General features: G+C 48.0%; 16 protein-coding genes. 11 read left to right on the top strand and 5 right to left on the bottom strand.

The genetic code is table 11. The features are described 5' to 3' along the window. Positions 1–7 precede the first annotated feature (7 nt). The 4 genes from G403_RS0117715 (at position 8) to amt (ending at position 4,565) form a co-directional block, all read left to right on the top strand. Entirely contained in the window at positions 8–691 is a 684-nt protein-coding gene (locus tag G403_RS0117715) for a GltB/FmdC/FwdC-like GXGXG domain-containing protein (protein ID WP_027855175.1), read from the top strand. A gap of 24 nt (positions 692–715) precedes the next feature. After that, positions 716–2,044, top strand: coding sequence for an FMN-binding glutamate synthase family protein (locus tag G403_RS0117710; RefSeq protein ID WP_027855174.1), 1,329 nt, complete (start codon positions 716–718; stop codon positions 2,042–2,044). A gap of 79 nt (positions 2,045–2,123) precedes the next feature. Further along, positions 2,124–2,984, top strand: coding sequence for a bifunctional methylenetetrahydrofolate dehydrogenase/methenyltetrahydrofolate cyclohydrolase FolD (folD, locus tag G403_RS0117705; protein WP_027855173.1), 861 nt, complete (start codon positions 2,124–2,126; stop codon positions 2,982–2,984). A 318-nt stretch (positions 2,985–3,302) separates the two neighbouring features. Continuing rightward, positions 3,303–4,565 carry an ammonium transporter gene (amt, locus tag G403_RS0117700; protein WP_027855172.1) on the top strand — a complete coding sequence of 421 codons (1,263 nt, stop codon included), beginning with the start codon at positions 3,303–3,305 and terminating at the stop codon, positions 4,563–4,565. Between the two features lie 158 nt (positions 4,566–4,723). On the opposite strand, the gene G403_RS25065 is transcribed toward amt, so the two are convergent. The 5 genes from G403_RS25065 to G403_RS0117685 all read right to left on the bottom strand — a co-directional run bounded on the left by G403_RS25065 (position 4,724) and on the right by G403_RS0117685 (position 8,465). Continuing rightward, positions 4,724–5,515 carry an ATP-binding cassette domain-containing protein gene (locus G403_RS25065; protein ID WP_245578390.1) on the bottom strand — a complete coding sequence of 264 codons (792 nt, stop codon included), beginning with the start codon at positions 5,513–5,515 and terminating at the stop codon, positions 4,724–4,726. A gap of 107 nt (positions 5,516–5,622) precedes the next feature. Then, positions 5,623–5,787 carry an ATP-binding cassette domain-containing protein gene (locus G403_RS25705; RefSeq protein ID WP_245578389.1) on the bottom strand — a complete coding sequence of 55 codons (165 nt, stop codon included), beginning with the start codon at positions 5,785–5,787 and terminating at the stop codon, positions 5,623–5,625. Positions 5,788–5,923: 136 nt separating this feature from the next. Beyond that, positions 5,924–6,700 (bottom strand): SDR family NAD(P)-dependent oxidoreductase, encoded by a 777-nt coding sequence (locus G403_RS25060; protein ID WP_084404100.1) that lies wholly within the window; start codon positions 6,698–6,700, stop codon positions 5,924–5,926. Between the two features lie 56 nt (positions 6,701–6,756). Then, positions 6,757–7,518 carry an SDR family NAD(P)-dependent oxidoreductase gene (locus G403_RS0117690; RefSeq protein ID WP_027855171.1) on the bottom strand — a complete coding sequence of 254 codons (762 nt, stop codon included), beginning with the start codon at positions 7,516–7,518 and terminating at the stop codon, positions 6,757–6,759. Positions 7,519–7,634: 116 nt separating this feature from the next. Continuing rightward, positions 7,635–8,465, bottom strand: a complete 831-nt coding sequence (locus G403_RS0117685) for a class II aldolase/adducin family protein (protein WP_027855170.1) — start codon at positions 8,463–8,465, stop codon at positions 7,635–7,637. 213 nt (positions 8,466–8,678) lie between these two features. Between G403_RS0117685 and G403_RS0117680 the strand changes: the two genes are divergently transcribed. The 7 genes from G403_RS0117680 (at position 8,679) to G403_RS0117650 (ending at position 16,690) form a co-directional block, all read left to right on the top strand. Next, positions 8,679–9,578: a LysR substrate-binding domain-containing protein gene (locus tag G403_RS0117680; protein ID WP_027855169.1), complete on the top strand. Its 900-nt coding sequence runs from the start codon at positions 8,679–8,681 to the stop codon at positions 9,576–9,578. Between the two features lie 558 nt (positions 9,579–10,136). After that, the gene (locus G403_RS0117675) at positions 10,137–11,672 is read left to right on the top strand and encodes a Rieske 2Fe-2S domain-containing protein (protein ID WP_027855168.1); all 1,536 of its coding nucleotides are present in this window, start codon (positions 10,137–10,139) and stop codon (positions 11,670–11,672) included. 110 nt (positions 11,673–11,782) lie between these two features. After that, positions 11,783–12,769, top strand: coding sequence for a PDR/VanB family oxidoreductase (locus tag G403_RS0117670; protein WP_027855167.1), 987 nt, complete (start codon positions 11,783–11,785; stop codon positions 12,767–12,769). A gap of 64 nt (positions 12,770–12,833) precedes the next feature. Continuing rightward, a complete protein-coding gene (locus G403_RS0117665; RefSeq protein WP_027855166.1) occupies positions 12,834–13,883 on the top strand; it encodes a TRAP transporter substrate-binding protein in 1,050 nt (349 codons plus the stop codon). Between the two features lie 79 nt (positions 13,884–13,962). After that, a complete protein-coding gene (locus G403_RS23805) occupies positions 13,963–14,502 on the top strand; it encodes a TRAP transporter small permease subunit (RefSeq protein WP_084404102.1) in 540 nt (179 codons plus the stop codon). Continuing rightward, positions 14,492–15,877 carry a TRAP transporter large permease gene (locus tag G403_RS0117655; RefSeq protein ID WP_027855165.1) on the top strand — a complete coding sequence of 462 codons (1,386 nt, stop codon included), beginning with the start codon at positions 14,492–14,494 and terminating at the stop codon, positions 15,875–15,877. The genes G403_RS23805 and G403_RS0117655 overlap by 11 nt, the downstream gene beginning before the upstream one ends. A 147-nt stretch (positions 15,878–16,024) precedes the next feature. Then, positions 16,025–16,690: a GntR family transcriptional regulator gene (locus G403_RS0117650; RefSeq protein ID WP_027855164.1), complete on the top strand. Its 666-nt coding sequence runs from the start codon at positions 16,025–16,027 to the stop codon at positions 16,688–16,690. Positions 16,691–17,192 lie beyond the last annotated feature (502 nt).

The following is a 17,192-nucleotide window of genomic DNA, read 5'->3' as shown; positions in this document are numbered from 1 at the left end:
GATGACAATGAAAACTTTTGATTTGAGCGAAGCGACCGTCCGCGATCTGAACCAGGCGCTTCATGACCAGAGCCCGGAGTGCGTTGAGCGCGAATTTGAAGTGCTCAACCCCAAGGGACAGCACAACCTGGCATGCGGTATCGACCAAAACCTGTCTGTGGATATCAAGGGCCATGCCGGCTACTTCTGCGCGGGCATGAACCAGAAAGCACACGTCACCATTCACGGCAACGCCGGCCAGGGCGTGGCTGAAAACATGATGTCGGGCACCGTCCGCGTTAAAGGCGATGCCTCCCAGGCGGCGGGTGCAACGGCGCACGGTGGCCTGCTGGTGATCGAAGGTAACGCCGGTGCGCGTTGCGGGATCTCGATGAAGGGCGTGGATATCGTCGTTAAAGGCAGCGTGGGTCACATGAGCTGCTTTATGGGACAGGCAGGCTCTCTGGTGGTGTGCGGTGATGCCGGGGACGCACTGGGCGACTCCCTCTACGAAGTGCACATCTATGTGAAGGGCAGCGTCAAATCACTGGGTGCCGACTGCGTCGAGAAAGAGATGCGCGACGAGCACATTACCGAGCTGACCGAACTCCTGAACCGCGCCGGTGTTGATGAGGATCCGACCCAGTTCAAGCGCTATGGATCGGCCCGTCAGCTGTACAACTTCAAAGTCGACAACGTTTCGGCGTACTAAGCCTGATTGCGAGAGGATTGAATCATGAGCAACGATATCAACGTCAACCCGGGCCTGCGTGAATCAGCAACCTTCGACCGAACCACCATGCACGAGATTCGTCGGGCTGCGGAAACCGGCATCTACGATATTCGCGGCTTTGGCGCCAAGCGCAAGCTGCCCCATTTTGATGATCTGCTGTTTCTCGGTGCCAGCATGTCGCGCTACCCGCTGGAAGGTTACCGCGAGAAGTGCAACACCTCCGTGGTACTCGGTGACCGCTTCGCGAAGAATCCGATCAAGCTGGATATCCCGATCACCATCGCTGGCATGAGCTTTGGTGCACTGTCCGCCAACGCCAAGGAAGCGCTGGGACGTGGTGCCTCCGAAGTGGGCACTTCCACCACCACCGGTGATGGCGGCATGACCCCGGAAGAGCGCGGCCAGTCCAAAAAACTGGTGTATCAGTACCTGCCGTCCCGCTACGGCATGAACCCGGACGACCTGCGCAAGGCCGATGCCATCGAAGTGGTGCTGGGCCAGGGTGCCAAGCCGGGCGGCGGCGGTATGCTGCTGGGTCAGAAGATCACCGACCGTGTCGCGCAGATGCGTACCCTTCCCAAGGGGATCGATCAGCGCTCTGCCTGCCGTCATCCGGACTGGACCGGCCCGGACGATCTGGCGATCAAGATTCAGGAGCTGCGCGAGATCACTGACTGGCAGGTACCGATCTACATCAAGGTGGGCGCGACCCGCACCTACTACGACGTAAAACTGGCGGTGAAGGCCGGTGCTGACGTCATCGTCGTTGACGGCATGCAGGGCGGTACTGCCGCGACTCAGGATGTGTTTATCGAACACGTGGGTATCCCGACCCTGGCGGCTATTCCGCAGGCCGTTCAGGCGCTGCAGGAGATGGGTATGCACCGCAAGGTACAGCTGATCGTCTCCGGCGGTATCCGTAACGGTGCCGATGTGGCCAAGTGCATGGCGCTGGGCGCCGACGCCGTGGCGATTGGTACCGCTGCGCTGGTCGCGCTGGGCTGTAACCACCCCATGTATGACGAAGAGTTTAAAAAGATCGGATCCGCCGCCGGCTTCTACGACGATTATCACGAAGGTAAAGACCCGGCCGGTATCTCGACTCAGGATCCGGAGCTGATGAAGCGTCTTGATCCGGTGGCGGCCGGGCATCGTCTGGCTAACTACCTGCGTGTGCTGACGCTGGAAGCTCAGACACTGGCACGCGCCTGTGGCAAGAACGACCTGCGCAACCTGGAACCGGAAGATCTGGTGGCGTTAACCGTTGAGTCTGCCGCCATGGCCCGTGTACCGCTGGCCGGTACCACCTGGGTGCCCGGCCAGGGCTTCTGATCGCGTCTGCTTCGGGAGCGTTTCCCGCTTGGGAAACGCCCCGCCTATTTCTTAACGACTCAACTCTCAGGAGACGATTGTGGAGACAGCGCAGCTGATCGACGGGAAGGCCGTAGCGGCCAACCTACGCAAAGAAATTGCAGAACAGGTGAAAACTCGCCTTGAAAAGGGGCTGCCGGCTCCGGGTCTGGCGGTGGTATTGATCGGCGAAGATCCCGCCTCCCGGGTCTACGTGGGCAGCAAAGTGAAGGCGTGTGAGGAAGTGGGCTTCATCTCGCGCAGCTACCGGATGGCCGTGGAAACCACCCAGGGCGATCTGTTGTCGCTGATCGATGATCTCAATGCCGACCCTGAGATTCACGGCATCCTGGTGCAGCTCCCTTTGCCCAAGCACATTGAGGTGCAGTCGGTGATCGAGCGGATCGATCCGGCCAAGGATGTGGATGGTTTTCACCCCTATAACCTGGGGCGCCTGGCCGGAAAAGCACCGACACTGCGGCCCTGCACACCCTATGGCTGTATGCGTCTGCTCAAGGCCTACGGAATTGATCCCATGGGCAAAAATGCGGTCATCATCGGCGCCTCTAACATTGTGGGCCGACCGGTTGCTCTGGAACTGCTGATGGAGCGGGCAACGGTGACTGTCTGCCACTCCAAAACCAAAGATCTGCAAGCCGAGCTGGCGCGCGCCGACATTGTGGTCGCCGCCGTGGGTATTCCGAAGTTTATCAAGGGGGAATGGCTCAAGCCCGGTGCCGTGGTACTGGATGTGGGTATCAACCGCCTGGATACCGGCAAACTGGCCGGGGATGTGGACTTTGATACGGCCAAGGAACGGGCTGCAGCGATTACGCCCGTGCCCGGCGGTGTTGGACCGATGACCATCGCCTGCCTGCTACAGAATACACTGGAAGCCTGTGAGGCCATGGAAGCGGCCTGAATACGTTTAAACCTTTTCGGCGTTAAGCCCTCCATCAAAGGCCCTTCGGGGCCTTTTTCTATATCTGAAAACGCCCCTTTCCGTTCACTGCTAAGAACCCGTATGCACTTAAAAAGGGCTCGCAAATTTCGAGTGCCCCTATTTGGGGACGGTTTTTACCCGACAACCCCTGATTTCTCCCCATAAGCCTTGAAAAACAGCCGTATACGCAAAGTTGGTCTATTCATTGCTTATTCGTAGTAGGAAATAAATATTCCCTAAAGGGGTTTTAGAACGCTGGTGTGTGGCGTTTGCCCTGACCGATTTTGGAGAGAACAAATGGAGACAATGGTATTGGAACTGGGCTATGCTCTGGATACTTTTTACTTCCTGATGTGTACCGCGTTGGTGATGTGGATGGCGGCGGGTTTCGCCATGCTTGAATCCGGGCTGGTACGTGGCAAGAACACGGTCGAGATCCTGAACAAAAACGCACTGCTCTACGGCATCGCGTGTATTGTCTATCTGGTCGTGGGCTACAACATCATGTATCCGGCTGATCCGATCAGCTCGGTCATTCCCGGTATCGATTTCATGCTGGGCGGCGATAACAGCACCGACGATGTCATCGCAGGTGGGGACGGAGCGCCTTACTACTCCGCCATGGCCGACTTTATCTTCCAGGCCGTATTCGCAGCCGCCACCATGTCCATTGTCTCCGGTGCAGTGGCCGAGCGCATGAAGCTGTGGCCGTTCCTGATCTTCGCGGTGTTTATGGTTGCCGTGATCTACCCGGTGGAAGGCTACTGGAAATGGGGCGGTGGTTTCCTGGATCAGCTAGGCTTCCAGGACTTTGCAGGCTCCGTTGTCGTGCATATGGCCGGTGCGGCCGCTGCGTTGGCCGCCGTTATTCTGGTCGGCCCACGTAAAGGCAAGTTTGGCCCTAACGGTGAAGTGCGCGCCATCCCCGGTGCCAACCTGCCGATGGCCACCCTGGGTATGTTCATCCTCTGGATGGGCTGGTTCGGCTTCAATGGCGGTTCCGAGCTGAAAATCGCCAACGTTGAAGAAGCCAACGCCGTTGCCAAAATCTTCGTAAACACCAACGCCGCCGCTGCCGCCGGTATGGTTGTCGCAGCCCTTGTGGCCCGCGCCCTGTTTGGCAAGACCGACCTGACCATGACCATCAACGGTGCACTGGCCGGTCTCGTGGCCATCACCGCCGAACCGCTGCTGCCCAGCGCCGGTATGGCCAGCTTCATCGGCGCCATCGGCGGTGTCGTTGTTGTCTTCTCCGTACTCCTGCTGGATCGCCTGAAGCTGGATGACCCGGTCGGCGCAATCTCCGTCCACGGCTCCGCCGGTATCTGGGGCATCTTCGCCGTACTCATCACCAACCCCGATGCCACCTTCATGGGACAGCTGATCGGCACAGCAGCAACCTTCGCCTGGATGTTTATCGCCAGCTTCATCGTCCTGCTGGTTATCAAAGCCGTGATGGGCATCCGCGTCAGCGAAGAAGAGGAAGCGGAAGGCATGGACCTTCACGAGTGTGGAATGCACGCGTATCCGGAATTCGGTCCAGAGCACGTCAACAAATAACGTTTAGGCGTTATGTTTAGCCCTCCATCAAAGGCCCTTCGGGGCCTTTTTATTTGGGCGTAGGGCAGTCTTGGGTTAAATGCGGTAGTGCTCAGAGTGTTGCGATGACCAGTTGAATCCACAGCACATTCCGATACTGTCATATAATCCAGACAAAATCACACTTTTGCAACTACATCAGACACGATATTCCCAATGCAGCGAAGTGGAAACATATCCAATATACTTTTTGATTTGCCAGATACTTTCCCCATTACCACGTTTAAACCTCCAAAAAAAATGTCATTCACATAACACTGAGGATGATTGCCTGTTATTAAGGATAATATACCTGTTTTACCACTTCCATTAGGCCCGCTTAGTTGCCAATGTTGGCCGGGTTCAATAGTCCAATTTAGGCCTTCGGAAACTATAGATTCGCCGTATTGATTTTTAACATTTTTAAGCCGAACCAAAGGATAAATTGGATCTAACTGAGGTGGTGGGTTATGTAAATCCGCTAAAGGGATGTCAAAATCTGTATTTTTAAGGTGTATTAGATGATACAACTCGCTAAAGACATCCTCGTCGGCACGATTAACTTTAAGTACTAACTCACCCTTTTCCATATAGGAAAAATGAGTGATAAACCTAGGTATTTCATCAAATTGATTAAGCACCATAACCATAGCGACTTTATCGAAAAGGCAATCAAGATACTCGTAGAGGATATATAAGCTGTTGGCGTCTAACCCATCAAATGGTTCATAGAATATGAGCAAATCTGGCTTTCGAGAAAGAGATCGAATTAGCATCACCTTTCGAGTTTCGCCCGTAGAAAGTTTACGAAACGACCGATCCAGAAAATCTGAAATACCAAACTTATTTGTTAAAGTAGTTGCCAGTGAAGGGTCAAAACATTGCGAGAAAATAAATTCTCTAACAGGAGTACCGACGGATACAACGTCCATTATATCTGAATCATCTTTTTTAATTTCTCCAGCGATTAATTCAAATTGAACTTCAAATTAAAAATCTCTACTTTTCTTGGAAGATTAAAAATCATTCCGGATTCGATTTAGCCCACACCAGCCAACACGGCCGCCAAAGCAGATTTGCCCGATCCATTAGTTCCAGTTATCACCCAATGTTGAGCAGGATTAATAACCCAGTTCACATTTTTAATCTTAAAGCGATCTTCAAAGTTACCTGTTAGATCTTTTAATATTACAGAATCACTCATATGTAATAATCGATTGCCACAAAAACAAAATACATCAACACTTCTGGCTTCCAAAAAAGCACGGGATAGCGGAGTAAAAAGATCATCACCAATTATATATTTAGTTGTAGCGATATATAATACCGGCGATATATTATTACTCTTCTATATCGCTATACCACCTATATATCGCTAAAGGAGACCATGCCTGTGATACTGGCATTATTTCAAGCTGATTGATGTTAAGATGAGGAGGAAGAGTCGCTATCCAATAAACTACGTCAGCGATATCTTCAGGTTTAATAGGGTTCGCTCCTTTGTAAAGTTCTTCATGAGCACCTGTGTCTCCCCCTGTACGAACTAGGGTGAATTCGCTCTCAGCGAGCCCAGGTGCTATGTTTGTTACACGGACTCCTGTGCCCGCCAAATCGCACCTCAAAGCGTTTGAAAACTGCTCAACGAATGCTTTAGTACCACAGTAAACGTTGCCCCCTGGATAAGGCCAGCGACCTGCAATAGACCCCAAGTTTATAATACATGCACCTTTACCGTAACGAATAATTGTAGGTAAAAGTGCGTGGGTCACTGCAGCAACTCCACTTATATTTGTGTCGATCATCTGCTGCCAGCGGGATAACTTGCAGTTTTGAGCAAGCTCAGTCCCCAATGCCAAACCCGCATTGTTCAACAATAAACTTATATTTTTAAATGGTTCAGGCAGTGTCTCAATGCTATGGTTAATAGCTTCTGAATCTCGGACATCAAGCGTTAGAGTTTTTACTTTACAGCGCTCCAAAAGCTCGATTTCCAACGCTGCAAGCCGTTCTTCTCGACGTCCTACGAGAACCAAATTCCAGTTAGCGCTAGCCAATCGCCGTGCGCATGCCAAGCCGAACCCAGAGGTTGCGCCGGTAATAAAAGCTGTTCTAGACACGAAAATAGCCTTATTTTGCGTTTTTTAATAGACACTATTACAATGATATACTTGCTTTAGCTTGAGCTATTTATATAATGAACCCCTCCATCGACAAACATTTCCATACCAGTAATGTATGTTGATAAAGGAGATGCCAGAAATATACTACTTCCGGCAATATCCTCGACGCGCCCCCCTCGTCTTAGCGGGATGCGTGATATAGCACATTCATAGGCGCCATACCCCAGATGAGATACAGTAAAACCACGATTTATAAAACCAGGGGTTACAACATTTACTCTTATTTTGCTTTCAGCTAAATCTTGGGCGAACGACTTACATAACTTAACCAAGCACTCTTTTACTGCACCATAATGCGATGACGTATGGGCTTGATCATTAATCTTATCAGGAGGCATTATATTAATAATCGATCCACCTCCATTTTTTTTCATATATCCAGAAACAGTCTGATTAATACAAACCATACTAAATATACTGCAACTGAAATTTTCAGCCAGTTCTTCAGGATCAATACTTAAAATGCATTTATCCTGTGTCATTCCTGGTAAATTTACAAGCACATCAACTTTGCCCCAAGTTTCGTAAACTAATTTACAGGCTTTTTCACAAGATTCTTTTTTATATATATCACAATCCACATGGAAGCCAGCGCCACCTAGAGCGCTTAGTAGCTTATCGGCTTGGACTCTATCTTTACTCAGGATCGACACATTTGCACCATATTCTGCAAACATCATCGCCACAGATTCTGCAATATCAAACTGATTGTCGTCTGTGCTGATGACGACGTTTTGAAATTGTAACAACTTCATCCCATGCCTCCACTTATTTTTTATGCTTTAAAAAGCACTTTTTTGAAACACAGGGAAAATTAAATAGCAGCCTGTAACAATCGATTATTAACAGGCTGCTATTGTCCACATACCTATCAGCTAAACATGTCAGGCTGTGCCTTTACCAATTGCTCCCAAATTGGCTGAAAGTGTAGCCAACCGATATATTCGCTGCCCACATGTTCGCGGCTATAACGAGCACGATCTTGAGTAACCAGTTTAGGAACCTGACCTGTAGCTTCGATCATCAACTGCTGTTGGCAGCAGCGCTCTAGAGCAATAAACCAAAACGCAGCGGCTTCAATACTATGACGGCTAGCGGTAAGCAGACCATGATTTTGGTGAATTGCTGCCTTTACACCTTTAAATGCGTCAGCAACCTTGTGTCCCGCCTTCGTTTCAACTGCAACTTGGCCGGCTTCATCGAGGATAACAACATGGTCTTCGTAGAATGCACAAGCATCCTGCGTCATAGGAAGAAGCTCTTTACCGAGAGCTGCAAATGCGGAGCCGTAGACTGTATGAGCATGACACATCGCTACAATATCGGGATGTGCCTCGTGAATTGCAGCATGAAGCACAAATCCGGCTCTATTGATGGCGTAGTCGCCCTCCACGACCGTACCCTCGTGATCCGCAAGGATCAAATTTGAAACTTTCACATCGGCAAAATGCACTGCCATCGGGTTGGTCCAGTAAAGGCTCGGATCAATAGGATCACGTACTGTGAGGTGACCGGCAAACCCATAATCCAGCCCGTGCAAAGCAAATGCCCGACACGCCCCTACCAGGCGCTCTTTAAGATGACGGCGCTCTTCTTCACGAGAAGAGAAAGACGGCTCTTCAGGATAAATCAGACCTTCTTGCTCAGGCTGATAGATCGAAGTGCGGCCGCTTTTACGAAGCTGTTCAGCGATGGCGTTCATATACTTCTCCTTATTATTCATGCAGTTGAAACAACCAGCAGAAAAATATAACCACATCTGATTGTGACTATTCTCTAAATGCTCGCAGAATGATCACGTCAGTTCGTCGCTATCATTTAGCTGGCATAGTTGGATATTCGGAGGAATAACGCGAATTGACAAGCGACGTCTGTTCATGAAAGCATGAATACAGATAATGCCTAAGGACCATGCATGAATAAAATACCGAAATTCATTCTCTTACGCGCATTCGAGGCTGCCGCTAGACTGCAAAGCTTTACGTTGGCGGCACAAGAACTTCACTTAACCCAATCCGCGATCAGTCACCAAGTTAGGGAGCTTGAAGGTTACTTTGGGCGACCCTTGTTCATTAGGAAGAACAGGAGCGTAGAGCCAACTCCTGAAGGCGCGCGTCTACAAGCGAACTTATCTAGAGTTTTCGACGCTTTAGAAGCCGCATGTAACGAAGTGGCGTTAACACCCAGTGCTGAAGTCCTCAACCTCTACTGCGCACCTAGTTTCGCCGCCAAATGGCTCGGCCCTCGGCTCCCTGAGTTCATGGAGCATCACCCCGACATAACTATCAGGCTCTCTACAGGAGCCGAACCTATTGACCTCACACGTGTTCAAGATGTCGACGTTGCCATCACATACGTGAATGTATTTGAACGCCCCGGCGTGGACGTAATTGCTTTGGGAAAAGAAAGAACAGTCCCCTTGTGCGCTCCAGGTCTGCTAGACGATAGATTGACTGCTTCGCAGCAGATCACCGAACTACCTCTCATTGAATCTCAGCTAAGTCACACCTCCTGGTCTGACTGGTTCACCTTAAATGGGCTGCGTCTACCAAAACGGCCCCGCCCATCTTTTGACAGAGCCGCTTTAGTAATCTCGGCCGCAGTGGACGGCATGGGGGTAGCGCTTGAGAGCGTACGTCTTGCAGAGCGAGAGATATTGAGAGGAGAGCTGATCGAGCTAGGTAGGAACGTGTTCATCGAAAAAAGTGTAGAAACTCACTTTTTTTCATGCAGAACAAATGAAAGAAAAGTTAATAAAATTCGACTCTTCAAAAGCTGGCTGCTTGCTAAATGCGAAGTTGCCGGGGACGACTGATCACGTGAGACCACCACGTCACAAGTTCAGCCGTGTCATCGCCTTACAAAAATTGCCCCATACGGCTGGAGAACGATTTCACGACGGCGCAGCCCGCGAAGTACGTGGGTTACATGTTAGTGTCACGCACAACAGTTGCCCAAACCGAGCGCTCACAAGAACTTCTGATCAAGCACTACTTTTCACACATATAGTGTTTTTAAAACAGCGGCTTACCTTTGCTACTCGCCCCATTAATTCGATTGCAGCCGTTTGAGCAGTAGTCGTTCATCTAGTATTCGTGCACAAACTTTCCAAATCCTGGTTGACAGCATCTCGATCCCGAACTAACGTATTCTGTATACAGAGTACAGCACGCAGTACTCTGGATCTTGATTGCCGGTTTTGTTTTCGAGAAAGACACACCAAGGACGGTAGGCCCTTCGGCCTGAGAGGAGTAACGAGCCTGTCATCAGAAAAAGAAAGATCCGGTCATCTGAGTCAATTAAAAGTTGAAGATCAGCATTTCCGACAATGTTCAAAACAAAAAACATAGCCATCTAAAACTGGAGCTATCAAATGACAATAAAAGTAACCAACACTGAAAGCACTGGGGTTGATAAGGACAAGCCAGATCACCTTAAACCCTATAGCGGGTACCATTCCAATAAAGTGCCGGCCCATGACCCGGAGCTTACAGAAGTAGGTCCCGGTACGCCCATGGGCGATTATATGCGTTCTTTTTGGCAGCCAGTCTGCATGGCAAAGGAGCTTACAGATACACCGACATATCTAAAAATTCTCGGTGAAGAGCTCGTAGCTTTCCGCGACGGGTCAGGAAAAATCGGTCTGTTGCATGCGCATTGCTGTCACCGTGGCGCTTCTTTGGAATACGGGTCAATCCAAGAGCACGGTATCCGCTGCTGCTACCACGGTATGGTATTTGACGTTGATGGAAGCTGTATAGAGGTTCCGTTCCCTAAGGGCGAAGAGAAGGATGCCGAACGTTACGCCTGTTCCATTCAGCAGGGTGCTTATAAAGCGTTCGAGCGTAATGGTCTCGTGTTCGCCTACATGGGTCCGCCGGAAAACGAGCCGCCGTTCCCTGAATGGGAAGGAAATTTCACCGTCCTGCCAACAGACGAACTGGTACCGTATAGCAATTTCCAACACTGTAACTGGCTTCAAGTACAGGATAATGCAGCAGACAACTTCCACCCAACAGCGCTCCATGCAGCGAAATACGTTGTTGGTGGGAATTTCCAAGAGACCACCTTTGACGAAGTTGGTGCGGGCTCAATGGAAGTTGCACCGGATATGCAGTTTATTCCGGTACATAAAGGTAAAGGTCTCGCATGCGCAGGCGCGCGCCGTGTAGACAAAGACCGCCTGTTTGTGCGCGTTCAGCACCAAGCGCTGCCCAACTTGAGCCTTCACGCTTATACGTCTGAAGATGGTTCAAAGAAAAAGCTCTTTAGCCGCTTTCACATCATCCGCTGGACCGTGCCTGTCGATGATGAAAATAGCAAGATGATCGGCTGGCGAGTTATGGGCCCAGGTATCGATACTCGCGGAGTGGGTAAGAAAGAACTTGTAGGGTATGAGTCTATCGACTTCCTGGACGGGCAGGTGGCGATGCGTCGTCCTGAGCGATTTGGCAAGTACACGATTGACGACATGCCGCCGATTCCGTCAGATCATCGTGCACGAGAAAACTACAAAGACTGTCAATACGCCCCAGGTGATTACGAGGCAATTATCAGTCAGCGTCCAATCGCAGTCCACGCGCTGGAGAACCCGACACGCTTTGATGCGGGGCTCTACATGTTCAGAAAGATGCTCCGCGATGCTGTCAGAGGTAATAATCCTGACGCGACACCGGAAGGATTTGCTAAATGGTTAGAAGGCATGAACGGAGCGCCAAATAGCTACTGCTGTGGCAATGTGCTTGACATCCCAGAAGCAGAGGACGTAGACACTGAAGTCAAAAATCGTCGGTATGTTGCAAAACAGATCGTATCGATTCTGACCGAAGCAGATCAGTTGAAGGGTGATGAGCGCGCTGATTATGTAAAACAGAAAATGGATGAGCTTGAAACGTCTGTTCAGCGCTGACACCTAAAGGGTGCGTGAAAAATCACGCACCCGCTCTTTTTACGCTGTAGCCTGGAATTAACGTAAACAAGAGCAAACGAGACAATAAAAATTATTAAAAGAGCAGCATTATGAACGCCAAAAGCTTTGATCATAGCCAAGAGCTTTCATTGGTACTAAGAAAAATTACTTTTGAAGGCAAATCAATCAATTCTTATGAGTTCGTAGATCCGGATGGTAAAGATCTACCCCCGTTTGAAGCAGGATCTCATATCGATATAAAAGTATCAAGCAACGTTACCCGGCAATATTCTCTGTGTAATGATCCGAGCGAAACACACAGATATGTTATTGCTGTCCTGCGCGATGAAAACGGGCGCGGCGGATCGAAAGCAATCCATGACCAGCTAAAGGTCCAAGATATTGTAACTGTAAGCCTTCCAAGAAATAACTTTGAGCTCTCTGATAATACTAAGAGAGCGATCCTCATAGGAGGAGGTATCGGTATTACTCCTCTAAAATCGATGGCCCACAAATTGCGCTCGCTTAACATCCCCTACGAACTTCATTATTGCGCAAAAGATAAGACATGCGTCGCATTTTACGATGAGATTTGCGCGTTATCAGATAATGAAAATGTTCATTTCCATTTTGACGGAGGCGATCCAAATAACGGGTTGAATCTCCAGAAACTTTTTGAAAGCCAACGCGATGGCGACCATTTGTATTATTGTGGACCAAGTGGATTCATGGAGGCGTGTAAAACATCAGCAGCACATTGGACAAAAGGCACTGTCCACTTCGAACATTTTAAGGCGCCTGTGGCACCAAAAGCAGATTCACAACCAGAGCGCACGGACGGCTACAAGATAAAGCTAAATAGCACTGGGGAAGTGATTGAAGTTGCAGCCGGTGTATCCGTACTGGAGGCGTTGCAAAACTCAGGAGTTGAAGTTGAAAGATCATGTGAATCAGGGCTTTGCGGAGCTTGTAAAATTAGATTTTTAGAAGGGGAGGTAGATCACCAGGACTATATTCTCGACGACGAAGAACGGAGCGATCACTTCACGAGTTGTGTATCTCGTGTTACAAGCGATCTAATTGTATTAGATATCTAGAAGTAACTTAAAAACCCAACAAACCTCAAAGAAAACTTATAATCAAAATAATGAGAGGTAAACCATGAAAAACAAATATAAAAAATTTGCATCCATCTCAATTTTATCAGTTGCACTAGCTTCAAACGCCTATGCGGAACGAATTTTACTTAAAACTCCAATTGCATATTCATCGAGCCTGCCCGCAATGGGTACGTCTATCGTCCGTGTTGCCGATCAGCTAGATAAAGTAAGTGACGGCAACATCAGAATGAAAATATATGAACCTAATAAGCTTATCAGTGCCACTGAAATCCTGGATGCAGTCGCGACAGGCAAAGTAAATGCTGGCTATGCGACAGCAGGAAATTGGCAAGGAAAAATACCGGCGGCTGCCATATTTTCTGCGATCCCTTTTGGGCCTGAGGCCGGTGAATACATGGCTTGGCTTTATTATGGAAATGGGCTAAGTCTATACCAAGAAATGTATGACACTGCCGGATATAATGTAAAAGTATTACCCTGCGCTATTATTTCACCAGAAACCTCTGGATGGTTCTCAAAACCAATTGAAAAACCGACTGATCTTGAAGGCCTTAATATGAGGTTTTTCGGCTTGGGTGCCAGTGTAATGGAGAAACTGGGGGTTAACACCACCCAATTACCAAGTAGCGAGATCTTTGGCGCATTGGAAAAAGGTGCGATTGACGCGACTGAGTTTGCTCAACCTGCTATCGATAAACGACTTGGCTTTAATAAGATTGTAAAATATAACTATTTCCCTGGGTGGCATCAGCAATCGACTATTTATGAGCTTCTGATAAATAAAGACACTTGGAACGGCATGAGTGAAAATCAACAAGCCGTTGTTGAAAGCGTTTGTAAGGCGTCAATGACCGATTCCTTTGCCGAAGGTGAAGCGAGCCAGTTTGAGATATTGGCTGAGGCGCAAAAAGACGGCGTAGAAATACGCTATTGGAACGATCAGATGCTTGATGCATTCAAAAGAAAGTGGAACGAAGTAGTCACAGAGATGAATGAAGATCCTTTTTTCAAGAAAGCATATGCTGATTTAAGCGACTTCCGAGAAAAATACGATATTTGGGAAGTAAATGCTTTTCTTCCTCGCCAATAGGAGCTTCTAGTACTCTAACAAGAGGGCCATTTAAATAATGGCCCTTGCTACACCTTTTAAGAACGAAAAGGTGATAATAATGAGCAATAACTCTATGCTGATCTCATTTAATCAACAGGCCTCGCGATTAGAAATAATTCTTAAAAAGATAGGAAACGTAATCGCGTGGGTGAACGTAGCACTGATTGGGGTAATAATAACTCAAGTCGTGTTGCGAAAATTTTTCGCTAGCGGCTCAATAATGCTAGAAGAGCTCCAATGGCATTTATATTCCATAGCTGTAATGTTTGGCTTAACACAAGCGCAACTAAGTAATTCTAATGTCAGAGTAGATATATTCTCAGGATTGTTCTCTCAACGAACCAAATCAAAAATAGAAATACTAGGGCTTTTATTCTTAGTTACACCTTTCATCATCGTGCAATTTATGCACAGCCTTGATTTTGTATACAACTCATGGCGAATCAATGAGTCTTCAACATCACCATCTGGGTTGCCCTGGAGATGGGCGATTAAGTCAGTGATCCCGCTGAGCTTGGCGATGTTGTTTCTTGCCGTATTGGTAAGAATTATTCAAGAAATACAAATTCTAAAACAGGGCCAGAATGATGGATGCTAATGAAGTACTAGTGGTTCTGATGTTCGGGACCTTTATAGCCTTATTGTTTACAGGCCTCCCAGTAGCTTATGTACTTGCGGGTGTCGGTATCGTTTTCACAATGATCGGCTACTTTAGCGATCTGTATATCGGGACTATTACAGGCTTAGACTATAATACCGTTGGCTTGGTGGTAAACCGACTCTACAAAATAATGGATAACTGGATTCTAGTAGCTCTTCCCATGTTCATTTTCATGGGCAATATGCTGGATAGTTCTGGCGTTGCTGAACGACTAATGAAATCCATGCAAGTTTTATTTGGCCATGTAAGAGGAGGACTTGCATTAACGGTTACCGCGATCGGGATTATATTGGCTGCGTCTACGGGAATAATTGGTGCATCTGTAGTTCTATTAGCCATGATGGCCTTGCCATCGATGCTTCAGCAAGGTTACTCAAAACCATTAGCACTCAGCACAATCGCTAGCTCTGGTACACTTGGTATTCTTATCCCACCAAGTATCATGTTAGTTATTATGGCCGATCAACTAGCGCTTTCTGTGGGCGACCTATTTATGAGCGCTGTGGTTCCAGGTATCATACTGAGCGCTCTATATGTGGTTTATATCATCGGTGTGGGCGTCTTCAAACCCGCTAGCACACCACTGCCTGACGACGTACAAAAAGTAGACTTGAAGGTAGCTATTGATGTATTGACGGCTATGCTTCCCACAATGTTACTCGTATTTACGGTGCTAGGTTCGATATTTGCGGGTATTGCCACGCCTACTGAAGCCTCCGGTATTGGTGCATTTGGTGCAACTCTTCTGGCCTTTTACTACGGCAAGTTAAATTTCAAGGTTTTGAAATCTGTCACACTTAGAACTTACAATACTACGGCTTATATATTCGCCATCTTTATTGGCGCTACCTGTTTTGCACTTGTTTTACGTGAACTTGGGGGAGATGAGCTTATAGAATCGGCACTTACATCACTGCCCTTTGGTGAATATGGAATAATCCTGTGTATCCTTTTAATTATATTTTTGTTAGGATTTTTCCTCGACTGGATTGAAATAACGCTTATTGTTCTTCCTCTTTTGGCTCCCATCATTTCATCTCTGAGTATCGATATTGATGGAGGCGGGGTCGTTGATAACCCAGAGCTCGTATGGTTCGTTATGCTTGTTGCGATGACTTTGCAAACGTCCTTTTTAACCCCGCCTGTTGGGTTCGCTCTTTTCTATCTAAAAGGTGTGTGCCCACCGGATATTAAACTATCAGATATATATGTTGGCATTATACCTTTTATTATCTTGCAATTGGTTGCCTTGGGTTTTCTAATAACATGGCCACAGTTAACTCTTTGGCTACCTGCTATTGCATATGGCTAATATCGCTATTTAACAATTATTGTTGGAAAAATTGGCGGGCACTAAGTAGGTGCCCGCCACCCTATGATATACTTCATTCATATTGAAGGAATTTGACCAACAGACTCCTATAACGCATACTATCGACGTAGATTGAGCAGAAGCATAATGAATATGCAGCTAAAAAAAGTTAAGGCTAGACCCGATTTCGTCAGCGAAGTCTACGAATCACTTCTAGATGCAATCAGTGATGGTTCGTTAGCGCCTGGAACCCGGTTGACGCAAGAACAAATTGCTGAGCAGCTGGAGGTTTCACGGTCGCCTGTGCTCCAAGCGCTCCGGTTGCTCAAGAAAGATGGTTTTGTCACCGATGCTCCCGGGCGAGGAGTGCTCGTCGCGCCACTCGATCTAGAGTGGCTGAGCAACCTGTATGATATACGTAGTGCTTTGGACCAATTAGCCGTTCGGCTCGCCGCGGAAAAAAAATATCGGTTAGACGGGAGAATTTTCGCCGAAGGTCGAAAAGCCGCGAGCAGTGACGATATCAAACGTATGATAGATGCAGATATAGCATTTCATTACGCTATTTACGAAGCATCTGGTAACCCTCTTATCTATCAAAGTGCTCAACCATACTGGTCTCACTTGAGAAGGGTTATGGGAACCGTTCTTCAAAGTAGCGGTCGCCGTAATGAGATCTGGGACGAGCATGAAGCTATAGCAGAGGCTATATCGACAGGCGAAGTTGATAAGGCGGTTAATCTTACAGCCAAACATGCTGCCCATGCTAAAAAGGGAGTTCTAAATCAAGTGAGGAAGCTCGTATCAAACTAAAGTTAAAAGGCTGTGTTAGTTTTTCTATACTCCCTTCTCCTATGCTTTTAGTAACGGAACTGTAACAATTCTTGGTATAAAAAGGACTACGCCTGGAGTCCAACTGAATTGTACTTAGCCCTTTAGATACCTCAATGCCTTCGAAAGAGGCAGCATCCGATATGTTATGTCTAGCCGGCGTCATCCTCAATTATTTAAAATTAACACCGTAAAACAGGGCGCAGTACGGGGGTAATCCGTAGCTGACGTTACTTGGGCTCTAGGTGTGTCTAGTAGAGCGTGATAAGTCCAGCATGATCCGGGTGGTGTCAGCTGTTACGGGGGGAGCCCATTTATTGTCTTCCATTTCTAACTTCATAGTGGTGGCATAATCGAGTTGAGCATCTGTAACTTACATAGGATGCCCTTGTAGTGGTCAACTAATCCCGGACACGGTTTTAAGTTTTTCTTCCGCCGCCAGTGGACTGATGCCGCCATTGGCACGATGTGGCCGCTGGCGGTT

The organism is Marinobacterium litorale DSM 23545, assembly GCF_000428985.1.
Lineage (GTDB): Bacteria > Pseudomonadota > Gammaproteobacteria > Pseudomonadales > Balneatricaceae > Marinobacterium_D > Marinobacterium_D litorale.
This window is presented reverse-complemented; position numbering and strand designations above follow the sequence as displayed.

Bases quoted from the DNA above. Each gene is read 5' to 3' on its own strand.
- G403_RS0117715 (WP_027855175.1), top strand. From the start codon at position 8: ATGAAAACTTTTGATTTGAGCGAAGCGACCGTCCGCGATCTGAACCAG.
- G403_RS0117710 (WP_027855174.1), top strand. From the start codon at position 716: ATGAGCAACGATATCAACGTCAACCCGGGCCTGCGTGAATCAGCAACC.
- amt (WP_027855172.1), top strand. From the start codon at position 3,303: ATGGAGACAATGGTATTGGAACTGGGCTATGCTCTGGATACTTTTTAC.
- G403_RS25065 (WP_245578390.1), bottom strand. From the start codon at position 5,515: ATGGACGTTGTATCCGTCGGTACTCCTGTTAGAGAATTTATTTTCTCG.
- G403_RS25705 (WP_245578389.1), bottom strand. From the start codon at position 5,787: ATGAGTGATTCTGTAATATTAAAAGATCTAACAGGTAACTTTGAAGAT.
- G403_RS0117690 (WP_027855171.1), bottom strand. From the start codon at position 7,518: ATGAAGTTGTTACAATTTCAAAACGTCGTCATCAGCACAGACGACAAT.
- G403_RS0117685 (WP_027855170.1), bottom strand. From the start codon at position 8,465: ATGAACGCCATCGCTGAACAGCTTCGTAAAAGCGGCCGCACTTCGATC.
- G403_RS0117680 (WP_027855169.1), top strand. From the start codon at position 8,679: ATGAATAAAATACCGAAATTCATTCTCTTACGCGCATTCGAGGCTGCC.
- G403_RS0117675 (WP_027855168.1), top strand. From the start codon at position 10,137: ATGACAATAAAAGTAACCAACACTGAAAGCACTGGGGTTGATAAGGAC.
- G403_RS0117670 (WP_027855167.1), top strand. From the start codon at position 11,783: ATGAACGCCAAAAGCTTTGATCATAGCCAAGAGCTTTCATTGGTACTA.
- G403_RS0117665 (WP_027855166.1), top strand. From the start codon at position 12,834: ATGAAAAACAAATATAAAAAATTTGCATCCATCTCAATTTTATCAGTT.
- G403_RS23805 (WP_084404102.1), top strand. From the start codon at position 13,963: ATGAGCAATAACTCTATGCTGATCTCATTTAATCAACAGGCCTCGCGA.
- G403_RS0117655 (WP_027855165.1), top strand. From the start codon at position 14,492: ATGGATGCTAATGAAGTACTAGTGGTTCTGATGTTCGGGACCTTTATA.
- G403_RS0117650 (WP_027855164.1), top strand. From the start codon at position 16,025: ATGAATATGCAGCTAAAAAAAGTTAAGGCTAGACCCGATTTCGTCAGC.